Origin of the sequence: Roseomonas sp. HF4 (assembly GCF_005222755.1) — a bacterium.
In the GTDB taxonomy this organism is placed as follows: Bacteria; Pseudomonadota; Alphaproteobacteria; order Acetobacterales; family Acetobacteraceae; genus Neoroseomonas.
This window is the reverse complement of record NZ_STGD01000028.1, coordinates 1-24,127: the sequence shown is the minus strand read 5'-3', so window position 1 is coordinate 24,127 and position 24,127 is coordinate 1. Positions and strand designations below refer to the sequence as shown.

The following is a 24,127-nucleotide window of genomic DNA, read 5'->3' as shown; positions in this document are numbered from 1 at the left end:
GAGCGGCCGAACCACGTCTGGGCCTACGACTTCGTTGAGGACCGGACCCGGGATGGGCGGAAGTTCCGGATGCTGTGCGTGGTGGACGAGTTCACGCGCGAGGCACTGGCGATCCGCGTCGCGCGGAGGCTGACCTCGTCGGACGTGATCGACGTGCTGGCGGACCTGTTTCTTGCGCACGGGACGCCCGCGCACATTCGCTCGGACCAGGGGCCGGAGTTCATCGCCGAGGCCGTGAAGGCATGGATCTCCGGCGTTGGTGCACGCACTGCCTACATCGAGAAGGCCAGCCCGTGGGAGAACGGGTACGTCGAGAGCTTCAACGGCAAGCTGCGGGACGAGTTGCTGAACGGCGAGGTGTTCAACACGCTGCGGGAAGCGCAGGTGCTGATCGAGGAATGGCGCCGGCACTACAATCGGGTCCGGCCACACTCGGCGCTTGGGTACCGCCCGCCCGCTCCAGAGACGGTGCCCATCGCCAGGTCGCAGATCGGCTCAGGAGCAGGCACGGCTGCGATGGCCCACTAAAATTCCGCCTGGATCACTCGATGGGGGCTGGTCAGTCGAGGAAAATCGGGCGCAGCTCGGGGCCAAATGCCTCGGAGCCGCGGCGTAGGAGGATGAACTGCCCATACTCCGGCCTTGACGCAGAACAATCCGCGCGGTCGACTGATTACAATGATCGAAGATAGGCGGGCGCAACCCGCGGTGGGTGCTCTCAGATTTTTGTTCGCCGGTCACGCCGGCCAATATCTCGGTTCACGCAAAAAACAGACGATCAGGGAGAAGACGAATGGATTGGAGCAGGAGAGCGGTTCTCGGTGCCGCCGGTGCAGCCGCTGTATCGACGACAGCTTCGGCCCAGGCGCAGCCGCCGATCAAGATCGGCATCCTCGTCGCGCTCGAAGGCGCCTTCGCCGCCGGCGGCGCCGATGGCGTGCGCAATGTCGAACTGGCACTGCGGCAGGTACGCAACATGGCCGGCGGCCGGCGGGTCGAGACCATCGTCGCGCCGAGCGACACGCGACCGGACACGGCGGTGCGCCAGGCGCGCAAGCTGATCGAGCAGGATCAGGTGGACTTCATCATCGGACCCCTGTCGGGCTCCGAAGGCATCGCCATGCGCGACTATGCCAAGACGATTCCCACAAAGACCGTCATCAACGGCATCTCGGGTGCGCTCGAGACGACCTGGGTCGATCCCGCGCCCAACTTCTTTCGCTACAACCTGGACGGCGCGCAGTGGGGCGCGGGTCTTGGCACCTATGCAGTCCAGACCAAGAACTACAGGCGCATCGCGTCGGTCTCGGCCGACTATTCCTTCGGCTATACGAATTTCCTCGGCTTCGCGGTGGATTTCTGCCGGGCCGGCGGCAACATTGCGCAGCGCTTCTGGGTGCCGCTCGGCGCTGCGGATTTCGGCGGCGTGATCGCCCAGCTTCCCGACAACATCGACGCGATCTACCTCGGCCTGGGTGGCACGGACGCGATCAACTTCCTCAACCAGTGGCAGCAGGCGGGCGCGGGCACCAAGATCATCGGCGGCACGATCATGGCCGACCAGACCGTGCTCACGGCGCGGGGGCGCGCCCGCAACGCGCTGATCGGCGCCCTGACCTCCGGCCCGTTCGCCGAGGACAATCCCGATCCGGCATGGCGCGACTATGTTCGGGCCTACCAGGAAGGCTTCCCGGCCGCCCAGCGCTTCGCGAGCCCCTCGCTGTTCGGTGTCGGCTACTACATCGCCACCCTCGCCGCGATCGCCGGGCTGAATGCGGTGAACGGCGACCTCAGCGATGGCCAGCAGAAGTTCCGCGCGGCGCTCTCGGCGCTGAAGCTGGCCTCCCCGCTGGGCGAGATCACGCTCAACGAGAACCGCCAGGCTACCGGGACGGTCTTCGTGAACGAGGTCGCGGAAGGCCCCGGAGGAACGCTGGTCAACAAGATGGTCGCCAAGACGGACGGCGTCACCCAGACCCTGGGCATGACGGCCGAGCAGTTCCGCGCCATGGGCCTGCCCTCGCGCACCACGCCGAGCGACTGCGCCGCACTCGCCCGCCGGTGAACCGGCCCGGCACCGCGCGCGCGGTGGCAGCCAACCGCAAGCCGCCGGCGCCTTTGCGCCGGCGGCTGCGATCGCCCAACCGTCGCCTCAATACATTACTTGCGATCGCGCAGACATGACCGAGTTTGCACGCCGCAACCCCGTCTGGTCGCTGGTCATCGTTCTCTTTGCTGCGGTGTTTCTCTGGCTGATCCTGGCGCCATGGAGCCCGGGGCTGGAGGAGACGCTGGGCCGCAAACGCGTCTTCCTTAATGCGATCTTCGGCGGGCTGACGCTTGGCGCGCTATACTTCCTCGTCGCCTCAGGCTTCACCCTGATTTTTGGCTTGATGCGCAATGTCAACCTCGCACACGGCTCGCTGTACCTGCTCGGGGGCTATCTCGGCTACACGATTTCGACGGCCACGGACCAATGGCTGCTGACCTTTCCCGTGGTGTTCGTACTGGTCGCGCTGGTCGGCCTGCTGATGCAACACCAGGTGTTCCGGCGCATGCAGGGCGAGGAACTGCGCCAGACCATGGTCACGATCGGGCTTTCGGTCGTGCTCGCCGACATCATGCTGTGGATCTGGGGCGGCCAGTCCTACACGATCCAGTCACCCGACTGGCTCTCCGGGCCAGCGACCCTTCCCATCGTCGCCGGCATCGGCCGCAACGGCGAGCCGATCTACATGCGCTTTCCGCAGGTGCGCATCGCCATCCTGATCGCCGCCATCGTCATCGGCATCGCCATGTGGATCGTGTTGAACCGCACGCGGCTCGGCATGCTGATCCGCGCGGGCGTCGATGACCGCGAGATGCTGACCGCCTCCGGGGTGCGCATCAACTACGTGTTCCTGGCGGTATTTGGCTTCGGGGCAGGCCTGGCGGGCATCGCGGGCATGGTCGGCGGCACCTTCCAGTCGCTGTCGCCGGGCGAGGACACGCGGTTTCTCCTGGCGAGCCTCGTCGTGGTCATCGTCGGCGGCATGGGATCTATACCGGGGGCTGCCATCGGCGCCCTGATCATCGGGCTGGTCGAGCAGATCGGCCTCGTCTACGCGCCGACCTATTCGGTTGTGTTCACCTTCCTGATCATGGCCGTGGTGCTCGCCTTCCGGCCGCAGGGCCTGCTCGGGGCCGGACGATGACCGACGCGCCGCGCAAACCGGCCGTGCAGCGCGGCGCCGAGTTCGGCGTGTTCTCGCGCGTGCCCGGCGGCGTGTGGGCCGCCGGCTTCGTGCTGCTGGTCGTGCCGCTCGTCGCCGGGAATTTCTGGCTGTTCCAGGTCTTCGGCTGGTCCTTCTGCCTCGGCATCATCGCGCTGTCGCTGATGTTCCTGGCCGGCTACGGCGGCATGGTCAGCCTGATCCAGATGACCGTCGCGGTGCTCGCCGGATACGTGGTGGCGATCCTGGGGTCCTCCGGCGTCGAGCAGATCAGCCTCGGCCTGTCCTGGTGGCTCTATGTGCCGCTCGCCATCCTCATCGCCACCGCCTTCGCGACCCTGGTCGGCGCGCTGGCGGTGCGGACCGAGGGGATCTACACGATCATGATCACGCTCGCGATTGCGAGCGCCTTCTTCTACTTCACCCGGCAGAACTACGGCATCTTCAACGGCTACAGCGGCTTCAACCTGGTGGTGCCGCCGCGGCTGTTCGGGATCGACTGGCGGCAGCCGACAGCCTTCTACTATCTCTCACTCGGCGGCGCGGCGATCTGCTACGCGGCGGTCGTCTACGTATCGCGCTCGCCCTTCGGCCTGGCACTGCAGGGCGTTCGCGACAATCCGCGTCGCATGGCCTCGCTCGGCTTCAATGTCACGGCGCATCGAATCGCGGCCTATGCGTTTGCCGGCGTGATCGCATCGATCGGCGGCATCCTGCTGGTGTGGCAGACCGCGCAGGTCGCGCCCTTCTCCGGCGGCGTCTCGGCGGTCATCGACATCCTGATCATCGCCGTGGTGGGGGGGATCCGCCGGCCGATCGGCGCCTTCATCGGCGCCTTCATCTTCGTCCTGCTGTCGACCTTCAGCCCGGACGTGCTGTCCGCCTTCGGGCTCTCGAACGAGCGCTTCAAGCTGGTGATCGGCATCGGGTTCCTCGCGGTCGTGTTCTTTTCGCCGGATGGCGCGCTGGGACTGTGGGAGCGCTGGCGCGCGCGTCGGCGCAACGCGGTTGACCCCCTGACCGGCAAGGCGCTGGCGGGAGGGCGTCCGTGACCGCCGCCGAGGCCATCCGCGACAGCGCCGGCGCGGCCGACCGGCTGGGATCCGTGACGTCCGGGAGCGCGCTGGAACTCCGCGGCGTCACCAAGCTGTTCGGCGCGCTCGCGGCCATTTCCGACGTGACGATGACGGTCGCTCCCGGCGAACGGCGGGCCGTGCTCGGGTCGAACGGCGCCGGCAAGACAACTCTGTTCAACTGCGTGACCGGCGACTTCCTGCCGACCTCGGGGACGATCCGGCTGTTCGGCGAGGATGTGTCCCGCTTTCCGGCACATGAGCGCATCCGCCGGGGCCTGCGGCGCACCTATCAGATCTCGCTCCTGTTCGGCGGGTTAAGCGTGGCCGACAACGTCTACCTCGCCTGCCGCGGCGTGAACCGCAACCGCTTCTCGCTGCTGCGTCCGCGCAGCGGCGATCCGCTGGTGATGCGCGCGGAGGAACTGGTCGAGGCCGTACACCTGACGGCGGCGCGCGACAGGCTCGTGAGCGAACTCAGCTACGGCCAGCAGCGGCAGCTCGAGATCGCGTTGGCACTCGCCGGCGCGCCACGGCTCATCCTGCTCGACGAACCGGCCGCCGGCCTGTCGCCCACCGAGCGCGCCGAACTCATCGCGATCCTCGCCAACCTGCCCGCGCATATCGGCTTCATCATCATCGAGCACGACATGGACGTGGCGCTGCGCGTCGCGACCAGGGTGACGATGCTGCACAACGGCCGCGTCTTCAAGGAAGGCACGCCCGCCGAGATCGAGGAGGATCCGCAGGTCCAGGAGCTCTACCTCGGGGACGGGACGCACGCCCATGGCTGAGCGCGCCGCGCCCGCCGCCCTGGAGGTGCGCGGCCTCAATGTCTTCTACGGCGCAAGCCATGCGTTGCAAGGCGTGGATCTGCGGCTCGATCGCGGGGCGCTGTCGGTGGTCGGGCGCAACGGCATGGGCAAGACCACGCTGTGCAAGGCGATCATGGGGCTGGTGCCGATCCGCTCGGGTTCGATCAGCTTCAAGGGCAAGCCGCTGGTCGGGCTCACGCCCGCCGAGATCGCCCGGCTGGGCGTGGGCTATGTGCCGCAGGGGCGCCGCCTGTGGCGCTCGCTCACCGTCGACGAGCATCTGAAGCTGGTGGCGCGCAGTGGCGGCGCCTGGTCCATCGAGCGCATCTACGCGACCTTCCCGCGCCTGGCTGAACGACGCGGCAATGGCGGCGCGCAGCTGTCCGGCGGCGAGCAGCAGATGCTCGCCATCAGCCGCGCGCTGTTGATGAATCCACAGCTGCTGGTGATGGACGAACCGACCGAGGGCCTCGCGCCGGTGATCGTAGCGCAGGTGGAGGAGATGCTGGTCCGCCTCGCCGACGAAGGCGACATCGACGTGCTCGTGATCGAGCAGAATATCGGCGTGGCCTGCGCGATCGCCGACACCGTCGCCATCATGGTCAATGGCCGGATCAACCGCGCCGCTCCGGCCCGCGACCTCGCCGCCGATCGCGGCCTCCAGCAGCGCCTGCTCGGCGTGGGACGGCATGCCCATGACGACACGCCGGCGGTGCCTGAGGCACCCGCGGCGACCGCCGTCACCGAGGCGGACCCTGGGGCACCGGGCGGGCCGACCCGCATCTACATGTCGAACCCGTCGCCGCCGACCCGCTGGTCGAAGCCGGTCGCGGTCGCCACGATCGAGCGCAACGCAAGGCTGCTGACCGCCCAGCCGGCCATGGCGCAGGGCGCGCAGCTCGACATTCGGCCGCTCGCCGCGCCCGGCGCGGAGGTCGTGCTCGTCGTGGGCACCCTCGACACCAAGGGCGACGAATTGCGCTACATGCGCGATATCCTCCGCGAGGCGGGCGTGCCGGTGCGCCTGGTCGACCTGTCGACCACCGGCGGGCATGCCGGCGCCGATGTTCCGGCCCATCAGGTGGCCGCCTTTCATCCGCGCGGCGCGGCGGGCGTGCTGACTGGCGACCGCGGGACGGCGGTGGCGGGCATGACGGACGCCTTCGCACGCTGGCTCGCACGGCAGGGCGGGATCGCCGGCATCCTCTCCGCCGGCGGTTCGGGCGGCACCGCCATGGTCGCGCCGGCGATGCGCGCGCTTCCGATCGGCGTGCCGAAGCTCATTGTCTCGACGGTCGCGAGCGGCGAGGTGCGCCAGTATGTCGGCACCGCCGACATCACCATGATGCACGCCGTCGCTGACGTGCAGGGGCTCAACACCATCACCGAGGAGGTGCTCGGCAACGCGGCCCACGCCATGGTCGGCATGGTCCAGGCGCGCCGTTCCGGACGACGCGCGCGATCCTTCCGGCCCGCGGTGGTGGTGTCGATGTTCGGCGTCACGACGACCTGCGTGCAGCAGATCGTCGGCGCCCTCAAGGAGGACTGGGACTGCCTGGTCTTCCACGCCACAGGAACCGGCGGGCAGGCGATGGAGCGGCTGATCGACGACCGTCGGGTGGCGGGCGTGATCGACGTGACCACCACCGAGGTCGCCGACATGATGATGGGCGGCGTATTCGGCTGCACCGAGGACCGCTTCGGCGCCGTGATCCGCACGCGCATGCCCTATGTCGGCTCGGTGGGTGCGCTCGACATGGTGAATTTCGGTGCGCCCGAGACGGTGCCCGAGCGCTACCGCGGCCGCACCCTGTATCAGCACAATCCGCAGGTGACGCTGATGCGCACGACGGCGGAGGAATGCGCGCGGATGGGGCGCTGGATCGCCGAGCGGCTGAACCTGATGGAAGGGCCGGTGCGGTTCTTCCTGCCGGAGGGGGGCGTCTCCGCGCTCGATGCGCCCGGTCGGCCGTTCCATGATCCCGCGGCGCGCGCCGCGCTGTTCCGCGCGATCGAGACGACGCTGCGCCCGGGCCTGAACCGGCAGCTGATCCGATTGCCGCCCAACATCAACGACCCGGCCTTCGCCGCGGCGGTCGTGGAGGCGTTCCGGCGCCTGCACGGCGCGCAGCGAGGCCCTCGCAGGAAAGGCGCGGTGCCATGAGCGCCAGGAAAGAGACCCGCACGCAGATCATGGAGCGGTTCCGCGCCATGATCGCCCGCAACGAGCCCATCGTCGGCGGCGGCGCCGGCACCGGGCTCTCGGCCAAATGCGAGGAAGCCGGCGGGATCGACCTGATCGTCATCTACAATTCCGGCCGCTACCGCATGGCCGGGCGCGGCAGCCTCGCCGGCCTGATGCCCTATGGCGATGCCAATGCGATCGTCATGGAGATGGCGGGTGAGGTCCTGCCGGTCATCAGGCGCACGCCGGTGCTGGCCGGGGTCTGTGCCACCGACCCGTTTCGCCAGATGGATGTCTTCCTCGATGAGGTGAAGCGCCTCGGCTTCGCCGGCGTGCAGAATTTCCCGACCGTGGGCCTGATCGACGGGACGTTCCGGCAGAACCTGGAGGAGACCGGCATGTCCTACGCCCAGGAGGTCGAGATGATCGCCCTGGCGCGCGAGAAGGACCTGCTGACCACGCCCTATGTCTTCAACGAGGCCGACGCCGCCGCGATGGCCAGCGCCGGCGCGGACATCATCGTCGTGCATCTCGGGCTGACCACCGGCGGCAGCATCGGCGCGGAGACGGCACTGAAGCTCGCGGACTGCCCCGCAGTGGTGGACCGGCTCGCCGCGGCGGCGCTGGCCGTCAAGCCCGATGCCATCATCCTGGTCCATGGCGGCCCGGTCGCGATGCCGGCGGATGCCGAATTCATCCTCAAGACCGCCGCGATCTGCCACGGCTTCTACGGCGCCTCCTCGATGGAGCGCCTGCCGACGGAGATCGCGTTGACCGAGCAGACCCGCGCCTTCAAGCGCATCACGGGCCGCTGAGCAGCAGGGGGCACGAGCATGGACGGGCAATTCATCGGCGGACTGATCCTCTGGCTGATCGTCGCGGTCATCGTCATCGCGATCGTCTACTGGGTCATGCAGCGGCTCTACCGGCGCTCCACCAAGGAAGTGGCCTTCGTGCGCACCGGCCTGCTTGGCGAGAAGGTGGTGATCGACGGCGGCGCCTTCGTCTGGCCGATCGTGCACGACATCACGCCGGTCAACATGAACGTCCTGCCGCTCAAAATCAGCCGCACGAAGACCGAGGCGGTGATCACCAAGGACCGCATGCGCGTCGATCTCGAGGCCGAGTTCTACGTGCGCGTCCGGCCTGAGCGGACCGCGGTCTCCATGGCCGCCTCGACGCTCGGGCGCCGCACGCTGGAGCCAGAACTCCTGCACGCGCTGCTGTCGGGCAAGTTCGAGAGCGCGCTCAGGGCCATCGCCGCCGAGATGGACATGGCAGGCATGCATGAGAACCGCGCCGCCTATGTGACGCGGGTGCGCGAAAGCGCGCAGGTGGACCTCGACAAGAACGGCCTCGAGATCGAAAGCGTCGCGATCCTCGACATCGACCAGACCAGCCTCGAATTCTTCAACCCGTCGAACCGCTTCGACGCCGAGGGCCTCACCGCGCTCATCCGGAACATCGAGAGCAAGCGCAAGGAACGCAACGACATCGAGCAGGACTCGATGATCCAGATCCGCGCCCGCAACCTCGAAGCCGAGAAGATGGCGCTCGACATCGAGCGCGACAGCGAGAGCGCCCGCCTCGAGCAGGAGCGCGAGATCGAGTTCCGCCGTGCCCAGCAGCGCGCCGAGCTTGCGCGCGAACGTGCCAGCCGCGATGCCGAGGCCGAGGAAGCTCAGATCTCCTCACGGGAATCGATCGAGAAGGCGCGCATCACCAACGAGCAGATCATTGCCGAGACGCGGATCGCCTCGGAGCGCGAGGTGCGCGGGCGCGAGATCGCCCGCCAGAAGGCGATCGACGCTGAGGAAATCGCCGCCCGCCAGGAGATCGAGACGGCGCGCATCCTCCAGGAACGCGCCGTGCGCGAGGCGCGGATCGCCAATGAGCAGGAAACCCAGACCCGCGAGATCGACAAGCAGCGCTCCCTGCAGGAGGCTGAGATCTCGGCACGCGAGGCGACCGAGCGGGCCCGCATCGCGCAGGAGAAGGCGGTCGATGAGGCCCGGATCGCCAAGGATCGCGAGACGCAGGCGCTCGAGATCGAACGCCAGCGCGCGACCGAGCAGGCCGACATCGCCGCTCGCGAGGAGACGGAGAAGCGGCGCATGGCCCAGACGCTGCTGCTGAACCAGACCCGCATTGCCGGCGAGGAGAAGATCCGCAAGCAGGAGATCGAGCGGCAGAAGACGCTCGATGAAATGGAGATCGCCTCACGCGAGACGGTGGAGCGTGCGCGTATTGCCCAGGCCGCCGAGGTCAACCAGGTCCGCATCGCCGAGGACAGGCGCATCCGCGAGCTCGAGATCGAACGCCAGAAGGCTGTGGAGGCCGCCGAGATCGCCGCCGGCGAAGCCACCGAGACCGCGCGCATCGCCCGCGAGCGCGCCCTGGCCGGCGAGCGGATCGCCGCCGAGGAAGCGACGCGATCCCGCGAGATCGGGCGCGAGAAGGCGGTGGAGAGCACCGAGATCGCGCGGCGCGAGGCCGTCGAGAAGGCCCGGATCGCGGCCGAGCTGACGCTCGAGCAGGATCGCATCGCGAGCCAGCGCGTACGCGAGGTCACCGACATCGAGCGCAAGCGGCTCGTGGAATCCGCCGAGCAGGCGCGCGTCGTGGCTCTCGCCGAGGAGAAGGCGAAGGCCTCGCAGGCCGATGCCAGCGTCCGCCAGGCCCAGATCGCGGCCGAGCGCGACGTGGAGACCGCCGAGGTCGAGCGCGAGCGCGCGGTGGAGGCGGCGCGCCTCGAACGCCGCCGCGCACTCGAGCAGCTGGAGATCGCGCGCGTGCAGAACCTGCGCGAGGCCGAGATCGTCAGCCGCGAGGACATCGAGCGCGCGCGCATCGCCTCCGAACGCCAGCTCGACGAGATCCGCATCGATCACGAGACAGTTCGGCGCAAGCTCGAGGTCGAGCGCGAGCGGACGGTCGAGACGGCGCAGATGGACAAGGCCGTGGCGCTTTACCGCAAGTCGCTGGAGGAATCCGCCGCGCGCGCCGAAGCCGATGCGGCCCGCGCGCTGGCAGCCGTTGCCGAGGAGAAGGTCCGCACCGTCCGCGAGACTGAGGTCGCCAACCGCCGCAAGTCGGTCGACGTCGTCATCGCCGAGAAGGCGGCCGCCGAGGCGCGGCTCGCCGCCGAGGCGGAGAAGGTGCGCGCGGCCGTGCACGCCGAGGCGCAGAAGCTGCTCAACGAGGCAGAGAACATCCTCACCGACGAGGCGCGCCACTCGCTGTTCCGCCGCAAGCTGCTTGAGCATGTCGAGGGCATTGTCGCGGCCAGCGTCAAGCCGCTGGAGAAGATCCAGGACATCCGAATCGTGCAGCTCGACGGCGCGATGGGTGGTGCGGGCGCGCGCGAAGGCTCGCCAACCGACGAGGTGATCAACTCCGCACTGCGCTACCGCGTGCAGGCGCCGTTGATCGACAACCTGCTCAGCGACATCGGCATCGATGGCGGGAATCTCAGCAAGCAGGGTGGGCTGATCCGCGAGGCCTCCGACATGCAGCGCATCGCCGAAGGCGCCCGCAAGTCGGGCAAGGGCAAGGGCGAGGACAAGTGATGGCGCGGGTCTACATCAGCTCGGTCATCGACGCGCCGGTCGCCAGGGTCTGGGAGAAGGTGCGCGACTTCAACGCACTGCCGCGCTGGCTGCCGGCGGTGCGCGAAAGCCGGATCGAGAATGGCGAGCCGTCGGACCGGGTCGGCTGCGTGCGGGACTTCCGCCTGCAGAATGGCGACCGCCTGCGCGAAAAGCTGCTGGCGCTATCCGACTACGACTATTTCTGTACCTACTCGATCCTCGAGAGCCCGATGCCGCTGACCAACTACGTCGCGACGCTGCGGTTCACGCCGATCACGGACGGCGACCGCGCCTTCGCGGAGTGGACCGCCGAGTTCGACTGTGCGCCCGAGGCGGCGGACGACCTGGCGGCCAATATCGGGCACAACGTGTTCCTCGCAGGTTTCCAGGCGCTGAAGCGCCAGATGGCGTCCTGACCATGCCGCAGGTGGTGAGGAGCACCGTGATCGATGCGCCGGTGGAGGCGGTCTGGGACGTGCTGCGCGACTTCAACGGGCACGACAAATGGCATCCGCCGGTGGCCGAGAGCCAGATCGAGCGCGGATGGACCTCCGACCGCGTCGGGTGTGTGCGCCGTTTTCGGCTACGCGACGGATCGGAACTGCGCGAACGCCTGCTGACTCTGTCCGATGCGGATCTCGCCTACAGCTACTGCCTGCTCGAGACGCCGATCCCGTTGTTCAACTATGTCGCCCATGTGCGCCTCGCGCCCGTCACCGACGGGGACCGCACCTTCTGGCGCTGGGAGAGCCGCTTCGATACCCCGGCGGGGCGCGAGGCCGAGCTCGCGCGCATGGTCGGCGAGGACATTTACCAGGGTGGGTTCGACGCGATCCGCGCCCATCTCGCGAAGGGATCCGCGTGATGGCCGTTCTGGTGGAGAGCCACGCGACCCTCGGTGACGCGCAGCGGGCGCTTGGGTCTGACGGGACCTATCTCGGCGGCGGCACGCTGGTGATGCGCGAGGTGAATGCCGGCGCGCTGCAGGGCCGCATCCTGCGCACGTCGGACCCGGCACTGCGGCAGATCAGGCCCTCGCTCGACAGCGTGGAGATCGGCGCCGGCGTGACCATGGCGATGATCCTGGCGGAACGCGACCTTGCGCATCTGCATCCGGTGGCACGCGCCGTCGGCGGGCCGCAGGTGCGCGTCATGGCGACCGTCGGTGGCAATCTCTTTGCCGTGCATCCCTATGGCGATCTGACGGTCGCGCTGCTGGCGCTCGGTGCGCGCGTCGTTTCGGCCGGCGGCGCGCAGCGACCGATCGAAGACTTCCTGCGCGAACGCGACCGTACCGGATTGGTCGCGACGGTTCAGGTACCGCGGCCGCGCGAGCCACGCGGCTTCGCCTTCCTCAAGGTCAGCCGCGTGAAGCCGAAGGGCGTCTCCGTGTTGTCCGTCGCCGCCCACCTGCCGCGCGACGGCGGCCGCCTGCGCGGCGTGCGGATCGCCTTCGGCGCCATGGGGCCGACACCGCTGCGCGCGCAGGCGGCCGAGCGCGTTCTCGAAGGTTCGGCGCTCACGCCAGACCTGATTGCCCGCGCCGCCGCGGCCGCGACGGACGGGCTCGACCCGCCGACCGATGCCCTCGCCTCCGCCTGGTATCGGCGCGAGGTCGCCGGCGTGCATCTGCGGCGCCTCCTGGAGCGGATGCTCTGACATGGCGATGAAGCCCGTCACCTTCACGCTGAACACCGAGGCCAAGGCCGCCTTCACCGAGGACGGGCAGAACCTGCTCGACTTCCTGCGCCGCGGCGCCGGCGACCTGTCGCCGAAATACGGCTGCGGCCAGGGCACCTGCGGCGCCTGCACGGTGCTGGTGGACGGCGAGCCGCACTTGTCCTGCCTCGTACTCGCCGAGACTGTCCAGGGGCGACGTGTCGAGACTACCGCCGGCCTCGGCCAGGCTCGCCCGCATGCCCTCCAGGAAGCCTTCATGGAGCGCTTCGCCGCGCAATGCGGCTACTGCACGCCTGGGATGCTGATGAGTGCGAAGGCACTGCTCGACCGCAACCCGCGGCCGAGCCGCGAGGAGGTGATCGAGGCCATCGCCGGCAACCTCTGTCGCTGCACCGGCTACGAGCCGATCATCGCGGCGATCCTCGACGTCGCCGAAGGGAGGATCCGGGCGTGAGCGGCACCGACCAGCCGATGATCGACTTCCGCAAGCAGTTCTTCGCCAATGAGCGCGACGACAATCTCAACGAGATCGGCAAGCCGACGCGGCGGCAGGACATCACCGGCCACGTCACCGGCCGCTCGCCCTTCTACGACGACCATCTGTTCGAAGGCCTGCTGCACATGCGCTGCGCGCGCTCGCCGCACCATGCCGCGCGCATCCGGCGCATCGATGCCTCGGCGGCCGAACGCATGCCCGGCGTCGTACGGGTGCTGGTCGGCCGCGACGTGCCGCGCAACCTCAACACCCTGCTCTCGCTGCTCGACTTCGGCATCGATGACGAGCCGCTGCTCTCCACCGACCGCGTCCGCTATCGTGGCGAGCCGGTGGCAGCGGTTATTGCCACCAGCGATGCGCGCGCGCGCGACGCGGTCGCGGCCATTCGGGTCGATTGGGAACCGCTGCCGCATGTCCTCGATGTCGAGGAGGCGGTGAAGCCTGGCGCGCCGGTCGTGCTCGATGTCTATCCGACGAACAAATTCGTCTATCACGGCAAGTACGACCACCAGAAGCTGCGCTTCGGCGATGTCGAGGCCGCCTTTCGCCAGGCCGACATTGTGGTGGAAGGCCGCTACCAGATGTCACCCATCGAGCAGGCGCCGATGGAGACCTGCGGCGCCATCGCCGCCCCCGAGCAGAACGGCCGCTTCGTCTGCCACACCTCGACCCAGGCGCTGTTCTTCTCGCTTGCCACGGCATCGAAGACGCTCGAGATGCCGTCCTCGCGCCTGCACTTCATCGGCGGTACGGTGGGCGGCGGCTTTGGCGGCAAGGTGGACAGCATCCACGAACCGCTCGCGGTGCTGGGTGCGATGCTCACCGGCCGCCCCGTGAAGTTCATGTGGGACCGCGAGGAGGAGATGCAGGTCGGCGCGCCGCGCGGCGCCGAGCGCTGGTATCTCAAGGACGGCGTGATGCGCGACGGGCGCATCGTCGCGCGCCGCTTCACCGGCTACTTCGATTCCGGCGCCTACACCCGCCTCTCCTCCTACGCCATCATCAAGGGGGTGGGGCACCTGCCGGGACCCTACACGATCCCGAACGTCTCGGCCGACGTGTATTGCGTCTACACCAACCGCACGCCGGCCACCGCCATGCGCGGCTTCGGCATCACCGGCGTCGACTTCGCCATCGAGGCGCATATGGACAAGGTGGCGGAGGCGGTCGGCATGAACCCGGTCGAACTACGCATCCTCAACGCTTATCGCGATGGCGACATGAAGGCACATCGGCGGCTCGCCAAGAACTGCGCGCTGATCGAATGCTGCCAGGTGGTGGCGGAGAAGGCGGGCGTAAAGCTCAGCCCGGCCATGCTGGCCGCCGCCTCCACGCGCGATGGCGGCGGCGAGCGCGCGCGTCTGCCGTCGCATACCGCCACCGACGAGAACGGCCGGGTGCAGGGTTACCAGGCGAGTTCGTACGCCAAGAAGGGCGCGAAGCAACCGCCGCCGCCCGGTGCGCTAGCGCTACCGCCGGCCGCGCGCACCGAAGCTCCGCGGCCTGCCGCGGCGCAGCCCCCGCCACCATCGACGCACACCCCCGCGGCCACCGCCCCGCGCGCCGGTTCCATGCGCTTCTCCTCGCTCTCCGGCTTCCGGAAGCGCTGAGCCATGGCGCTGCATCGCGGGCGCGGTTTCGCCGCCATCAACTACCCGATCGGCATGAACCTCGGCGGCGATCCCAGCCAGGCGCTGATCCACTCCAACCCCGACGGCAAGTTCACCGTCGCACTCTCGGCGATCGACCTGGGCCAAGGCATGAAGTCGGTCACCAGGCAGATCGCCGCCGAGACGCTCGGCGTGCCGGTCGAGGATGTCTATGTCGACACCGCCGACAGCGACACCGGCCCGCACGACATGGGCAGCTTCGCCAGTCGCGGCACGCACCGCATGGGCAATGCCGTGATCATGGCGGCGCGCGAGGCGCGTGCGGTGATGCTGGAAGCCGCTGCCGAGGAACTTGAAGTAGACGCATCCGACCTCGTCACCGACGGGCGCGGCAACATCCATGTACGTGGCGCGCCGGGGCGTTCCATCACCACGCTCGCCGCCGCGCAGGCCGCGCAGTTCAAGCAGGGCCGCACCATCGCCGGGCGCGGTATCTTCCTGATCCCGCTCAGCGACGTCGACCCCGACACGGGCGAGATGACGCCCGTCAGCACCTTCGCCCATGCCGCCATGCTCGTCGAGGTCGAGGTGGATGACGAGACCGGCGAGGTTACCGTCACCGACATGAAGTCCGCCTACGAGGTCGGCCGCGCGCTCAACCCGCGCCTGGTCGAGCAGCAACTGCGCGGCGGCGCCTGGATGGGGATGAGCCACGCAGCGTGGGAGACGACCGAGCCATACTACCCGCAGCGCGACCATGGGCCGGTGGACTTCAACACCTACCTGATGCCCGGCCCCGGCGACCTCGCGCCGCATCACATCAGCATCCTCGAACGCCCGGCCGAGGATGGGCCCTATGGCGGCAAGGGGCCTGGCGAGATGTGCGCCAACCCGGTGCTGCCGGCGGTCGTGAACGCGATCTACGACGCCGTCGGCGTGCGCATCGATGAACTCCCGGCCACGCCCGAGAAGATCCTGCGCGGCCTGAAGGCCCAGGGCGGCGCCAAGCCGAAGAAGCGGCTCTGAGGCATGACGGTCAGGCGCTCCATCGCCGGCATCGACAGCCCCGAGGCGCTGGCCGAGGCGCTGCGCGCAGCGCAATACATCGCCGATGAGGGGCTCTCGACCGCCGCCTATCTCGCGCTGGCGCTCGGCAAGCCGCTGCTGCTCGAAGGTGCGCCGGGCGTGGGCAAGACCGAGGCAGCGAAGGCGCTCGCGGCCGTGCTCGGGCGCGAAATGGTACGCCTGCAGGCCTATGAGGGTCTCGATGCGTCGGCGGCCATGTACGAGTGGAACTTCCCGCGCCAGATGCTCGCCATCCGCCAGGCGGGCACCGACTACGTGAACCTCTACGGCGACGATTTCCTGATCGCGCGGCCGATGCTGCTCGCGTTGCAGCGCCCGCGCGAACGGCTCCTGCTGATCGACGAGATCGACCGCTCCGACCACGAGTTCGAAGCCTTCCTGCTGGAATTCCTGTCCGACTTCAGCCTGTCCATCCCCGAGCGCGGGACCATCCGCGCGGCCGAACCGCCGGTCGTCGTGCTCACCTCCAACCGCACCCGCGAACTGCACGAGGCGCTGCGGCGGCGCTGTGTCTACCACTGGATCGGCTACCCGGACCCGCAGCTCGAGGCGCAGATCGTCATGATGCGCGCCTCCGCCGTGGCGCGCGACACCGCGCACCGCGTCGTTGCCGCGGTCGGCAGGCTGCGCGCCGAACCGCTCGCCAAACCGCCCGGCGTGGCCGAGACGGTGGAATGGGCGGAGGCCGCCACGCTGCTCAATGCGCAGGGTGCGCCCTGGCCGACCGCCTTCGCGCGCGCCATCGGCGTGGCGCTGAAGGACCAGGACGACCTGGCCTTCGTGGCACCGCGGCTCGACCGCATCCTGCAGGGTGCGGCATGACGCCGCGCGCGCTCGACCCGTTCCTCGCCTTCCCGCGCGTGCTGCGGGCGGAGGGCTTTCTCGCCGCGCCGGCGCAGACGGAGAGCTTCCTCGCCGCCGTCGGTCTGCTCGGCCCGCGCTCTCTCTCTGACGTGCGCCGCGCGGCGCACGCGATCTTCGGTCCAGGACCGGACCGCCGGCAGGACTTCGATGATCTGTTCGACATGATCTTCCTCGGCCGCGCCGTGCTGGCGCCGGGTCAGGCGACCAGCGAGGAGGCACCGCAGGCCTACGATGCCGGCGAGATGGCGGAGTTTCTGCCGCCCGCGGAGGAGGACCCCTCAGGCCGCGAGGCGAGCCAGCGTGAACGGCTGTTCGCCCGAGCCTTTGCGCCCGCCGACAATGCCGCGCTGCTCGCCGCCTTCGCCCGCGCGCTGCCTGGGGCCCTGCCGCGCCGACGGTCACGCCGCTTCGAGACGGCGGGCGGTGGTGTCGCCGACCCGCGCCGCGCCTTCCGCGACATGGCGCGGCGCGATGGCGAAGTCCTGGTCCTACCGACCCGTCGGCGCCGGTCGCGGCAGCGCCGCGTGCTGGCGCTGATCGACGTCTCCGGCAGCATGAAGGGTGGCACGGAGGCGGCGCTCGGCATCGCGCATGCCATCGTCAGGACGGCCGAACGTGCCGAGACCTTCACCCTCGGCACGCGGCTGACCCGCGTGACCCGCGCGCTGCGGCGCCGCGACCGCGACCAGGCGCTGGCGCTTGCGTCCGGCCTGGTGGCCGACTGGGATGGCGGGACGCGCCTGGGCGAGGCGCTGTCGGTGTTCCTCGCGGTGCCGCGCTTCGCATCCTTCGCGCGCGGCGCGCTGGTGGTCGTGGTGTCGGACGGTCTCGAACGCGGAGGGCCGGAGGCGCTTGTCGCGGCGATGACGCGGCTGCGCGCGCTCGCCTGGCGGATCGTGTGGCTCAGCCCGCTCGCCTCCGACGCGTCCTATCGCCCCGAGACCGGCGCGATGCGCGCCATCCTGCCGCTGATCGACCATCTCGACGCCGGTGGCGACCTTGCGGCGATGGCCGGGGCGCTGGTGGGCGACGCGGCCTTGCGCCGCGCGGGGGCCCGCTGATGAAGGTGATTGACAGCCACTTCCATGTCTGGCGGCAGGCTGACCTGCCTTGGCTGACCGGGCCGATGCAGCCTCGCATCTTCGGACCCTACGAGGCGATCCGCCGCGACTATCCGATGCGCGAATACCTTGCCGACCTGGCCGGCTCGGGCGTGGAGAAGTCGGTCTATGTGCAGGCCAACTGGCCGGTGGATCGCGCCGTCGAGGAAGCCGCCTGGATCGAGACCCTGGCGCTCGAGACCGGCTGGCCGCATGGCCTCGTCGCCTATGCCGACATGACCGTGGACGATGCGCGCCCCGCGCTCGACCGGTTGACGCGTTTCCCGCGGCTGCGCGGCATCCGCCAGCAGTTGCATTGGCATGAGAACGCGCTCTATCGCTTCGCGCCGCGCCCGGACCTCTGTGCCGATCCAGCGGTCCGGCGCAACGTCGCGCGGCTCGCCGATTACGGCCTGGTCTTCGACCTCCAGGTCTTCGCCGGGCAGATGGCGAGTGCTGCCGACCTCGCCGAATCCTGTCCGCGCGTAACCTTCGTGCTGCAGCACGCCGGCATGCTGGAGGATCTCACGCCCGCCGGCCGCGCTGCCTGGCGGGCCGGCATGACGCTGCTGGCGGCGCAGTCCAACGTGGTCGCCAAGCTATCGGGCTTTGGTACCTTCATCCACCGCAACGACGCCGACCACATAGGCTGGCTTATCGGCGAGACCGTCGGGCTGTTCGGGGCGGAACGCTGCCTGTGGGGGTCGAATTTCCCGATCGAGAAGCTTTGGACCAGCTACGACGCGCTGCTCGGCGCGCACCGGCGCGGCGCGGGAGGCCTCAGCGAAGCCGAGTGCGACGCGATTTTCTTCAACACGGCACGCCGGGTCTACCGGCTGTAAGGGAGCGACGACGATGGGACTTGAGATCAAGCTGCTCGACTACGGCGACATCGAGCTTGAATCGAGCTTCCTCGTGCTGGCCCGCGACTGCGGCCGGGTGCGCCGCGTGCCGGTCTACGGCTTCCTGATCCTGGGCGGTCGCTATCCGGTGGTGGTGGACACCGGCTATCGCGACAACGCCATCATGGAGACGCTCGGCATGCGTGGCCTGCAGTTCCACGAGAACATGATCGAGCGCCAGCTCGCCCGGCACAACGTGAAGGTGGGCGATGTCCGCTACGTCCTGCACACCCACCTGCATATCGACCATGCCGGCAAGGACGACCACTTCCCGATGAACACCACAGTGGTGATCAACCGGCGGGAGATGGAGCATTCGGTCTCCGGCCTCATGCACCCGCAATACCCCAAGCCCGACATCCAGCACCTGGTCGAGCGGCTGCACACGCGCCACGCGCTGCGCTTCGAAGACCTCGAGATCACCGGACCGATCGAGATCATGCCGGGCGTCGTGCTGGAAGCCGCGAACGCGCACACGGAGGGCTCGATGAACGTGCATGTCGAGACCACCGAGGGCCGCGCCACGATCTGCGGCGACGTGATCTACGACTTCAACGACCAGATCGTCGAACCGCTGTACCAGGTGAACGCGCACGAACCCCAGGTCACGGGCAACCATGCCGGATCGAAGCGCGGCGAGAAGGCGGCGATCAAGAAGCTGCTGGCTTCGTCAAGGTTCCTGCTGCCGGTGCATGACAAGCCCGCCAGGATCGAGGGCGGGCAGGTGATCGGGCGGCTCGACATGCAGGTGCCGGGGCCGATCACCCAGTCGGTGCCGCGCCGGGACTGGTTTCCGGCCTGACGGAGCGTGCCATGTCCCATGTCGCCCTCGACCCCGCCTTCCGGCGCCTGATCGACGAGCACGCCCCCGTGCAGATGGCGGGGAGCGGCTTCACCTTCACCGAGGGGCCGGTCTGGCATCCGACCGAGCACTACCTGCTGTTCTCCGACATGCCGGCCGATGTACGCCGCCGGCTCGATCGCGCAGGCGTGCGGGAGGTCGCGCGCCCGTCCAACAAGGCCAATGGACTGACCTATGACGCGCAGTTGAACCTCATCGCTTGCGAGCATGCGACTTCGGCGCTCGTGCGCATCCGTTCGGACGGCCAGCGCGAGGTTCTCGCAACGCACTTCCAGGGACGCGAGCTGAATTCGCCGAACGATGTCTGCGTCGCGTCTGACGGCGCGATCTACTTCACCGACCCGTGGTACGGACGAATGCCGCACTATGGTGTGGAACGGCCGCGCCAGCTCGGCTGGCAGGGCGTGTTCCGCATCCGCCCGAATGCGCGGGCCGGCGAGGAGCCGCAGCTTGTCGTCGAGCGCTATACGCACAGCCAGCCGAACGGGCTTTGCTTCTCGCCCGACGAACGCCTGATGTATGTGAACGACACCGAGCAGGCGAATATTCGCGTCTACGAGGTCGCCGCGGACGGCGCGCTGAAGCACGGCCGCATCTTCGCATCCGGGTTGCGTGACGCGCTGCTGCCGGGCCTGCCGGACGGGATGAAGTGCGACGCGGGAGGCAATGTCTGGTGCACGGCGCCCGGGGGCGTCTGGGTCTTCGCGCCGGATGGGCGGCTGCTCGGGAAGGTGTCGATCCCCGAGCCGCCGGCCAACCTGCATTGGGGCGGGCCAGACTGGCGCACGCTGTACGTATGCGCCTCGACATCGGTCTACGCGGTTCCGGTCAAGGTCGGCCCGCGAAATGAACCCTTCATGCGCGCCCAGACGGACGCGAAGCCTGTGCCCCGTGCGGAGGGCGATCAGCTCAGGCTCGACGCCTCGCGCTGCGCGCTGATCATCCAGGATATGCAGAACGATGTGGTGATGGATGGCGGTGCCTTCGCCTCCTCAGGCAGCCCGGATCATTGCCGGCAGCAGAACGCCATCCCGAATATCGCGCGGCTGGCGGCGCGGTGCCGGGCGCTCGGCGTGCCCATCATACATGTCTGGTTCCTGCGCCGTGCGGACGCGCGCGACATGACGTTGAACGCCCCGCTGTTCGAGGGCTGCGTGGATGCGAACGCCATGATCGAGGGCAGTTGGGGCGCCGAGCCGGTCCCCGGCCTCGAGGCGCAGCCCGGCGACCACGTGGTCCACAAGGCGCGCATGAGCGCGTGGGAAGGCACATCGCTCGAGCGCATCCTGAAGGCCGAGGGCCGCAGCATCATCATTGAAACCGGCGCCTGGACCAATATGAGCATCGAGCACACGGCGCGCACCGGCGCCGACAAGGGCTACGTCATGGTGATCCCGGAAGACGGCTGCTCGACCATGAACGCCGACTGGCACCGCGCCTCGATCGACTACGCCATGCGCAATGTCGCGCTGGTGACCACGACCGAGGAGGTGATCGCGGCGCTCGGATGACGCGCGGCGGACGACGCCTGGCTCCCGCCGCCGAACAAAGGCGCTGATCGTCACTCACGTTACGCCGTTCCATCCGCTGCGACACCGTGTACTGCAGCGGCGGGTTCGGTATGGCGACGACACGATGCCGGACGTGGCTTTGGGCCAGTTCTTCGATCGACTCTGACGCCTGCCGGATCTATGCGATCGACCGCCTTCGTCAGCAGGTCGCTGATGCGGCTCCGCAGGATGGTCTGTCAGCGTTGCCCCGCGGACCTACACTGAGGCAGGACCCGCGATCTTCAGCACGACCGCGGACGCCATCGCTGGCTGGGTGTCTGATAGGTAGCACGAACACGGAACTGAACCGCCCCGGGTTTGTCGGAGGCTGTTCGGTCTGATTCGCCCGTCGGCCTGCCGCGACTCATGAAGGTTCCCGCGGTCACGGCGTGTGTGATTCGCTGTCCTTCGTGGTTGGGGAGGGGGCGGCGATGGTGGCGGCGGTGACGATCACGCGGCTGGATCTGGATGCGTCGGGGCTTCGGCGCGCGGCTCGGCGGTGCCGGCAGCCGCACGCGGCGCATGTTGGCGTTGGCGCTTGTGCGGGAGGGGGCGTCGCGGACGGATGCGGCGCAGGCTGCGGGGATGGACCGGCAGACGCTGAGGGACTGGGTGCATCGCTACAACGCCGAGGGTTTCGCGGGACTGCGTGACCGCCATGGGGGCGGCGCGCCGCGCCTGCTGTCGCCCGAGCAGGAGCGCGAGAGGCGGCGCGCTGGGTGAGCGAGGGACCGGACCTCGCGCAGGATGGCGTGACGCGCTGGCGCCGGTCGGACCTGGTGCGGGCGATCGCGCGGCGGTTCGGCGTGGCGATGGCCGAGCGCGGCGTCGGCGACCTGCTGCGCCGACAGGGCTTCCGCCGGCTGGTTCCGCGGCCGCGCCATCCCGGCCACGACGCCGGGCGCCAAGCGTCTTTCAGGCTGACTTCGCCGCCCTCGTAGACGCCGCCCTGCCGGCGCGAGCCCCCGGCAAGCCGCTGGAACTGTGGTGGCAGGACGAAGCCCGGATCGGCCAGCAGGGCACCATCACCCGGCTGTGGGCCAGACGTGGCTCGCGCCCGCCTGCGCAGCGCGACCAGCGCTACACCTCGGCCTACCTGTTCGGCGCGGTCTGCCCCGGCCGCGGCGTGGCCGCGGGCCTCGTGCTGCCAGCCGCCAATACCGATGCGATGACCCTGCACCTGGCCCAGATCAGTCGCACCGTCGCAGCCGGCGCCCACGCCGTCCTCATCGTCGATGGCGCGGGCTGGCACCAGACCGGCGGCCGGCTCGTCGTGCCGGACAATGTCACCCTGCTGCACCTGTCGCCCTACAGCCCTGAACTGAACCCAGCCGAGAACGTCTGGGCCTTCCTGCGCTCCAACAAGCTCAGCAACCGCGTCTTCGACCGCTACGACGCCATCGTCGAGGCCTGCTGCGACGCATGGAACCGGCTCATCGCACAGCCAGAACACATCACCACCATCGCATCGCGCGCATACGCACAGGTCAGGACATGACACCGAGGGTATTAGCCGGGCACGTGGAAGCGCACGGCGTAGATCGCCGCGCCGTCCGCCGTGTCGTGCAGCAGCACCTCGGGGTCGAGGTCGGGCCAGTCGCGCCCGGCCTCCAGCGCGGCGGCGAGCAGGATGCGCTTCGCGCGCCCGACCGGGATGTCGGATTCGAGCGCGAAGCGCAGCGACGCCATGTAGCGGCCGGCGGCCGCGCTGCCGTAGTTGATCAGCCGGTTCCCCGCGACCTGGCCGTTCGGCACGGTGACGACCGTGCCCTCCCGCGTCACGAGCCGCGTCGCGCGCCAGCTGATGCCGACCACGCGCCCGACGCGGCCATCCGTGGTCTCGATCCAGCCGCCGATGCCGAAGGGATGCTCGAGGCCGAGCGCGATGCCCGCGAAGACGTCCGAGAAGATGTTGCGCAGCGCGAAGCCCAGCACCGCCAGCATCACGCTCGATGTCGCGATCAGCCCGGGGCCGGCGAGCCCAGCACGTACTGCGTGACGATGATGGCGGCGGCGGCAAAGAGCGCGACGCTGATCAGGTCCGCCAGCAGCCGCGGCTTGGCGTGCAGCAGGACGCCGACCAGCCGCGACAGGACCCAGGCCAGCGCGACCCAGGCGCCGATGCCGGTGCCGATGCGCAGGATGGCCATGACCATGCCTTCGGGCGCGGTGCCCGGCACGACCGCATGCGCGGCGAAGCCCAGCATTGCCAGCAGCGCCGGGGGAATGAGCCTCCGATAGGGGTTCGCGCGCGCGATGCCGCGCATCACCCGGCCCGGCCTGGCCGGTGGGACCGTCACGTCGGCCGCGCCGGGCGCCACGGCGCCCCATGTTCCCGCGACCGGACGGGACGGGACGACCGATCGGGGCGCGGCCTGGCCATCCCGCCGACCATGGCGGGAGAGTGGCCCGAGCCCCAGTCCAAGATGCCCCCTGTAATGAGACCTGTGCGCGGGAGGCTTGCGGTGCGACGCTGTGCCGTGCGGAACGTGGTTTTCTGTCGCGCGGCTCTGGCAGCACGCGCGTTCCTGCTTCGGCGCTTACGCCGGCTGGAGATTGAGGCTTCGCTTGAGGTTGTAGGCGGTTGCGGTGAAATGGACCTGGGCTCTGGCGCGGGCGAGGCCTCGCCATCGCATCCGTCGCAGGCCGTAGCAGCGTTTCCAGGTGCCGAAGATCTTCTCGATGCGCGCGCGCACCCGCTGGATCGGCGCGTTCCAGGCCGCGAGCCGAGCCAGGGTCTCGGCCTCGTCACGACCCCACATCGCCGTGGCTGCCACACGCGGCACGCCGCCCCTGGCGCGCACGGCGGCCTCGAAGTGCTGCCCGCGATAGGCGCTGTCGGCGAACACTTCGCCCGGGTCGTCGGGCAGTGCAGCCGGCCCCTCGCGCCCGTCATGCACGTTCGCCGGCGTGACCGACACCTGCTCGACCAGCGCGGTGTCGGCGTCGGCGCCGACATGCGCCTTGAAGCCATGCACCGAGGCGCGGTTGCGATGCTTCACCCAACGCGCCTCGCCATCGCCCTTGCTGGCAGAGGTGATGATCGTCGCGTCCACGAGCGTGCCGGTCTTGACCGTGATCGCACGCGCCTTGAGCTGCGCG

At 69.2% G+C, this 24,127-nt stretch carries 22 protein-coding genes and 1 pseudogene; 20 read left to right on the top strand and 3 right to left on the bottom strand.

What is annotated here, in order from left to right; all coding sequences use genetic code 11:
* The 20 genes and pseudogenes from E8M80_RS24805 to E8M80_RS24710 form a co-directional block, all read left to right on the top strand.
* Nucleotides 1–528: IS3 family transposase (locus E8M80_RS24805; protein WP_137128413.1), on the top strand; the 528-nt coding region annotated here is incomplete at its 5' end.
* A gap of 265 nt (nucleotides 529–793) precedes the next feature.
* Nucleotides 794–2,065 carry an ABC transporter substrate-binding protein gene (locus tag E8M80_RS24800; protein ID WP_137128412.1) on the top strand — a complete coding sequence of 424 codons (1,272 nt, stop codon included), beginning with the start codon at nucleotides 794–796 and terminating at the stop codon, nucleotides 2,063–2,065.
* A gap of 115 nt (nucleotides 2,066–2,180) precedes the next feature.
* Nucleotides 2,181–3,194 carry a branched-chain amino acid ABC transporter permease gene (locus tag E8M80_RS24795; protein ID WP_137128411.1) on the top strand — a complete coding sequence of 338 codons (1,014 nt, stop codon included), beginning with the start codon at nucleotides 2,181–2,183 and terminating at the stop codon, nucleotides 3,192–3,194.
* Nucleotides 3,191–4,264, top strand: coding sequence for a branched-chain amino acid ABC transporter permease (locus E8M80_RS24790; RefSeq protein ID WP_137128410.1), 1,074 nt, complete (start codon nucleotides 3,191–3,193; stop codon nucleotides 4,262–4,264). The genes E8M80_RS24795 and E8M80_RS24790 overlap by 4 nt, the downstream gene beginning before the upstream one ends.
* Nucleotides 4,261–5,079, top strand: coding sequence for an ABC transporter ATP-binding protein (locus E8M80_RS24785; RefSeq protein WP_240790210.1), 819 nt, complete (start codon nucleotides 4,261–4,263; stop codon nucleotides 5,077–5,079). Before E8M80_RS24790 ends, E8M80_RS24785 begins: the two co-directional genes overlap by 4 nt.
* Entirely contained in the window at nucleotides 5,072–7,264 is a 2,193-nt protein-coding gene (locus tag E8M80_RS27085; RefSeq protein ID WP_137128409.1) for an ABC transporter permease, read from the top strand. The genes E8M80_RS24785 and E8M80_RS27085 overlap by 8 nt, the downstream gene beginning before the upstream one ends.
* A complete protein-coding gene (locus E8M80_RS24775) occupies nucleotides 7,261–8,100 on the top strand; it encodes a phosphoenolpyruvate hydrolase family protein (RefSeq protein WP_206035744.1) in 840 nt (279 codons plus the stop codon). The genes E8M80_RS27085 and E8M80_RS24775 overlap by 4 nt, the downstream gene beginning before the upstream one ends.
* An 18-nt stretch (nucleotides 8,101–8,118) precedes the next feature.
* Nucleotides 8,119–10,854, top strand: coding sequence for a flotillin domain-containing protein (locus tag E8M80_RS24770; protein ID WP_137128408.1), 2,736 nt, complete (start codon nucleotides 8,119–8,121; stop codon nucleotides 10,852–10,854).
* Complete coding sequence (locus tag E8M80_RS24765; protein WP_137128407.1) at nucleotides 10,854–11,291, top strand: SRPBCC family protein; 438 nt, start codon at nucleotides 10,854–10,856, stop codon at nucleotides 11,289–11,291. The genes E8M80_RS24770 and E8M80_RS24765 overlap by 1 nt, the downstream gene beginning before the upstream one ends.
* A gap of 14 nt (nucleotides 11,292–11,305) precedes the next feature.
* A complete protein-coding gene (locus tag E8M80_RS24760) occupies nucleotides 11,306–11,740 on the top strand; it encodes an SRPBCC family protein (RefSeq protein ID WP_206035743.1) in 435 nt (144 codons plus the stop codon).
* On the top strand, nucleotides 11,740–12,534 hold the full coding sequence (locus tag E8M80_RS24755) for a xanthine dehydrogenase family protein subunit M (RefSeq protein WP_137128405.1): 795 nt from the start codon (nucleotides 11,740–11,742) through the stop codon (nucleotides 12,532–12,534). Before E8M80_RS24760 ends, E8M80_RS24755 begins: the two co-directional genes overlap by 1 nt.
* 1 nt (nucleotide 12,535) lies before the next feature.
* A complete protein-coding gene (locus E8M80_RS24750) occupies nucleotides 12,536–13,009 on the top strand; it encodes a (2Fe-2S)-binding protein (protein WP_137128404.1) in 474 nt (157 codons plus the stop codon).
* Nucleotides 13,006–14,661, top strand: coding sequence for a xanthine dehydrogenase family protein molybdopterin-binding subunit (locus E8M80_RS24745; protein ID WP_206035742.1), 1,656 nt, complete (start codon nucleotides 13,006–13,008; stop codon nucleotides 14,659–14,661). The genes E8M80_RS24750 and E8M80_RS24745 overlap by 4 nt, the downstream gene beginning before the upstream one ends.
* Before the next feature lie 3 nt (nucleotides 14,662–14,664).
* A complete protein-coding gene (locus tag E8M80_RS24740) occupies nucleotides 14,665–15,687 on the top strand; it encodes a xanthine dehydrogenase family protein molybdopterin-binding subunit (RefSeq protein ID WP_137128403.1) in 1,023 nt (340 codons plus the stop codon).
* Between the two features lie 3 nt (nucleotides 15,688–15,690).
* Complete coding sequence (locus E8M80_RS24735; protein ID WP_137128402.1) at nucleotides 15,691–16,569, top strand: MoxR family ATPase; 879 nt, start codon at nucleotides 15,691–15,693, stop codon at nucleotides 16,567–16,569.
* On the top strand, nucleotides 16,566–17,672 hold the full coding sequence (locus tag E8M80_RS24730; RefSeq protein ID WP_137128401.1) for a VWA domain-containing protein: 1,107 nt from the start codon (nucleotides 16,566–16,568) through the stop codon (nucleotides 17,670–17,672). Before E8M80_RS24735 ends, E8M80_RS24730 begins: the two co-directional genes overlap by 4 nt.
* Nucleotides 17,672–18,553, top strand: coding sequence for an amidohydrolase (locus E8M80_RS24725; RefSeq protein WP_206035741.1), 882 nt, complete (start codon nucleotides 17,672–17,674; stop codon nucleotides 18,551–18,553). Before E8M80_RS24730 ends, E8M80_RS24725 begins: the two co-directional genes overlap by 1 nt.
* A 13-nt stretch (nucleotides 18,554–18,566) precedes the next feature.
* Nucleotides 18,567–19,415 (top strand): MBL fold metallo-hydrolase, encoded by an 849-nt coding sequence (locus tag E8M80_RS24720; protein WP_137128400.1) that lies wholly within the window; start codon nucleotides 18,567–18,569, stop codon nucleotides 19,413–19,415.
* Between the two features lie 11 nt (nucleotides 19,416–19,426).
* On the top strand, nucleotides 19,427–20,986 hold the full coding sequence (locus E8M80_RS24715) for an isochorismatase family protein (RefSeq protein WP_137128399.1): 1,560 nt from the start codon (nucleotides 19,427–19,429) through the stop codon (nucleotides 20,984–20,986).
* Nucleotides 20,987–21,459: 473 nt separating this feature from the next.
* Nucleotides 21,460–22,523, top strand: a pseudogene (locus E8M80_RS24710) (IS630 family transposase).
* A gap of 11 nt (nucleotides 22,524–22,534) precedes the next feature.
* Here the strand turns inward: E8M80_RS24710 and E8M80_RS26185 are convergent.
* The 3 genes from E8M80_RS26185 to E8M80_RS24700 all read right to left on the bottom strand — a co-directional run.
* Nucleotides 22,535–22,969, bottom strand: coding sequence for a mechanosensitive ion channel domain-containing protein (locus E8M80_RS26185; RefSeq protein ID WP_170979626.1), 435 nt, complete (start codon nucleotides 22,967–22,969; stop codon nucleotides 22,535–22,537).
* 17 nt (nucleotides 22,970–22,986) lie between these two features.
* Nucleotides 22,987–23,346 (bottom strand): hypothetical protein, encoded by a 360-nt coding sequence (locus E8M80_RS26180; protein WP_170979625.1) that lies wholly within the window; start codon nucleotides 23,344–23,346, stop codon nucleotides 22,987–22,989.
* A 219-nt stretch (nucleotides 23,347–23,565) separates the two neighbouring features.
* A partial coding sequence (locus E8M80_RS24700; protein ID WP_137128397.1) for a transposase occupies nucleotides 23,566–24,127 on the bottom strand: 562 nt, incomplete at its 5' end.